Genomic DNA, 3,014 nt, shown 5'->3' on the forward strand with positions numbered 1-3,014 from the left:
GGTGCGGACCCCCGCACGCCGGCCGCACCCGCGGTCGAGGGCGCCTACCAACTGGGACGAGGCGAGGCGCGCAGCGGCCGCTCGACCGACTCGCTGCTCTCGGCCTACCGGATCGGGGCGCGCGTCTCGTGGCGGGCGATGTCGACCCGCGGCGTCCATGCCGGACTCGACGCCGACACCCTCGCCGCCTTCGCCGAGCTCGTGTTCTTCTACATCGACCAGCTCTCCGCCGCCAGCGTCGCCGGCCACACCGACGAGCAGGCCACCACCGGCCGGGTGCGTCAGCGCCGCCTGGAGCGCCTGGCCCACCACCTACTGGCCGGCTCGCCCGCCGAGACCGTGAGCACCGCCGCCGAGCGGGCCGACTGGGCGGCGCCTCGCTCGCTGACCGCCGTGATCGTGGCCGAGGCCCAGGCCCGTCCCGTCCTCGCGACGGTCTCCCCGCACACCCTGCAGGCCGTCGACCCGCCCGGACTCGACGACGGCGTGCTGCTGCTGGTGCCCGACGCCCATGGTCGGCGCCGCACCGGCCTGCTGCGGGCGCTGGCCGACCGGGGCGCCACCGCCGGACCCGCACGCGACTGGCTCGACGTCCGCGCGTCGTACGACCGAGCCCTCCGGGCCAGGGAGCAGGGGCTCGAGGGCGACACCGATCTGCACCTCGCGCACCTGGTGCTCACCGCGGACCCGGAGGCCCTGGGCGACCTGCGCGCCCGCGCCCTGGCCCCCCTGGCGGACCTGCGGCCCGCCACCGCGGAGAAGCTCGCCGAGACGCTGCGTGCCTGGCTGTTGCTGCAGGGCCGTCGCGAAGACGTCGCCGAGGCGTTGTTCGTGCACCCGCAGACCGTGCGCTACCGGATGGGCCAGCTCCGCGAGGCGTTCGGTGACCGGCTCGACGATCCCGACGAGGTCCTCGCGCTGACCCTCGCCCTCGGGGCGGGCCAGGCGCTGCCTCACCCCGAGGAGACCAGGCCTACCCCGTAGCGTTGCGGCCATGAGCCACCGGTCGCGTCGCACCGCGGCCGGGGTCGTGGCCGCCGGCCTGGCACTGACCCTCACGGCCTGCTCGGGCGATGAGCCCGTCACTCCTGACGTCGTCTCCCCGAGCTCGGCTACCCCCGGCCCCGGCCCCGACGACGTCCAGTACGTCGCCCTGGGCGACTCCTACGCCTCGGCACCGGGCGTGCCCCAGACCGACCAGGCCGACGGCTGCTTCCGCTCGGACCGCAACTACGCCCACGTGCTCGCCGAGACCGCCGGCCTCTTCCTCACCGACGCCACCTGCAGCGGCGCCACCAGCGACGACCTCATCTCCGAGCAGGTGCCGCTGCTGGGACCCGAGACCGACGTCGTCACCGTCGGGACGGGCGGCAACGACTTCGGCCTCTTCGTGACCATGCTGCGCAGCTGTCTGACGCGTGCCGCCTCGCCGGGAGCCGATCCCGACGACGCCGCGGCCCCGGCGCCGACGTGCAGCGACGTGGTGGACGGCGAGGTCGCGCCCGTCGCCGGCGAGATCCAGGCCAAGATGGGTGCGGTGCTCGACGCGATCGCCGACGCGGCACCCGAGGCCACCGTGTACGTCGTGGGCTACCCGGCCCTGCTGCCGGAGACCGGCAGCTGCCCCGACCTGGTCCCGATGGCCGAGGCCGACTATCCCGTGGTCACCGGGGTCATCCGGGGACTCTCCGACGCCCTTCAGGTCGAGGCCGAAGCCCGCGACATGACGTTCGTCGACCTCCTCGCCCCGAGCCGGGGCCACGACATCTGCGCCGACGATCCCTGGGTCAACGGGATCCGTGTGGGCGACGACGGCACGGTCCCGTTCCACCCGTTCGCGGTCGAGCAGGCCGCGGTCGCCTCGCTCATCGCGGACATGCTGTAAACGCCAGGTCCTTCTCGTACCCTTGCCTGGTGCTCCGAACGACACGCCTGACTGCTGCGCGCGCCCTTGCAGGTGCGGTGGCGGCTGCGCTCACCCTGAGTGCGTGCCAGGTCGCGAGCGAGCCCCAGGCCGAGCCGGACCCCGACGTCACCCAGGTCGGGTCCACGCAGACCCCCGACGGCGAGGACGAGTTCGTCTACGTCGCGATGGGTGACTCCTATACCGCGGCGCCGCTCTTCCCGCTTGCCGAGCAGGAGCAGATCAACGGCTGCCTGCGCTCGGACGAGAACTACCCCGCACTCGTCGCGACCCGGCTCGACGTACCCCTCATCGACGTGAGCTGCTCCGGCGCCTCGACGACGAGCATGTTCGCCGCCCAGCGCTTCATCGACAACGAGCGACCGCCCCAGCTCGACTCGCTGACCACCGACACCGACCTCGTCACCCTCGGCATCGGCGCCAACGACTTCCGATACTTCTCGAAGATGATCTTCACCTGCCTCAAGGTCGCCAAGCGCGACCCCGAGGGTTCGCCGTGCCGCGACAAGAACCTCACTCCCAAGGGCCGCGACCGCATCGAGCGTCACCTCGGCGAGATCCGGCGCAACGTCTCGCGCGTGGTCCGCGCCATCGTCCGCAAGGCACCCAACGCCCAGGTCCTGCTCGTCGGCTACCCGCAGCTGTTGCCGGCCGAGGGCACCTGCCGCAACAAGCTGCCCCTGGCCGTCGGTGACTACGCCTACACCCGCGACCTCAACCTGCGCCTGTCCAACGCCGTGCGCAAGGGCGGGGTCAAGGCCGGTGCCGAGTTCGTCGACCTCGTCGAGGCCAGCCAGGGCCACGACATCTGCTCCAAGGAGCCCTGGGTCGCGGGCATCCGGGGGGCTCCCAAGCGCGCCATGGGACTCCACCCGTACCCGGCCGAGCAGCACGCCGTGGCGGACCTGCTCGTCGCGATGATCTGACGGGTCCTCGTGGTGGGGGCCCGCGCGCGTGGTCGAGCGGCTCTCGCCCACGCCGCCGCATGCGCGGGCGCCACACCCGTCACATCCTTCACATCGCCTCATCGGTTGGGCGAAGACTGCAGGTTTCCGGCCGGTTTTCATGTCGTCTCTACCCAACGGACGAG

The 3,014-nt window shown here is 72.7% G+C and carries 3 protein-coding genes; all 3 read left to right on the forward strand.

Features of this window, described 5'->3' with window-relative positions; genetic code table 11:
• On the forward strand, positions 1–984 hold a 984-nt coding region (locus Q1K33_RS20690; protein ID WP_300406819.1), incomplete at its 5' end, for a helix-turn-helix domain-containing protein.
• A 10-nt stretch (positions 985–994) separates the two neighbouring features.
• On the forward strand, positions 995–1,885 hold the full coding sequence (locus Q1K33_RS20695; protein ID WP_300406821.1) for an SGNH/GDSL hydrolase family protein: 891 nt from the start codon (positions 995–997) through the stop codon (positions 1,883–1,885).
• 29 nt (positions 1,886–1,914) lie between these two features.
• Positions 1,915–2,850 (forward strand): SGNH/GDSL hydrolase family protein, encoded by a 936-nt coding sequence (locus Q1K33_RS20700; protein ID WP_300406823.1) that lies wholly within the window; start codon positions 1,915–1,917, stop codon positions 2,848–2,850.
• Positions 2,851–3,014 lie beyond the last annotated feature (164 nt).

The organism is Nocardioides sp., assembly GCF_029937575.1.
GTDB lineage: Bacteria > Actinomycetota > Actinomycetes > Propionibacteriales > Nocardioidaceae > Nocardioides.

Coding starts and splice junctions, on each gene's coding strand:
- Q1K33_RS20695 (WP_300406821.1), top strand. CDS start 995: ATGAGCCACCGGTCGCGTCGCACCGCGGCCGGGGTCGTGGCCGCCGGC.